General features: G+C 41.1%; 1 pseudogene. It reads left to right on the top strand.

Annotated elements, in window-relative coordinates:
- Positions 1-309, top strand: a pseudogene (locus ACQRDX_RS09595) (hypothetical protein); the annotation flags it as partial.

The following is a 309-nucleotide window of genomic DNA, read 5'->3' as shown; positions in this document are numbered from 1 at the left end:
CAATCACTTATGTTTACCAAAAAGTAGCGAAATGGATTCCACAAATCCCAGGTGTTCCAGAAAATGAACGTCCAACAACTGATTACCCATTTGATCCAACAAATCCGGATGCAGAGATTCCATCAATCCCTACAAACCCAGAAACAGATCAACCAGTTGTCCCATACGTACCAGGTTACACACCAGTAGATCCTAAGGATAATACACCGTTAACACCAGTAGATCCAGAAGATCCAACTAAAGGATATGTGCCACCAACACCAGAAAATCCAGGTATTGATACACTTATCCCATATGTACCAGTTGAAT

The organism is Streptococcus sp. SGI.013, from assembly GCF_050315295.1.
In the GTDB taxonomy this organism is placed as follows: Bacteria; Bacillota; Bacilli; order Lactobacillales; family Streptococcaceae; genus Streptococcus; species Streptococcus porcorum.
Note: the sequence above shows the minus strand (reverse complement) of the source record. Positions and strands in the feature narration are given on the sequence as shown.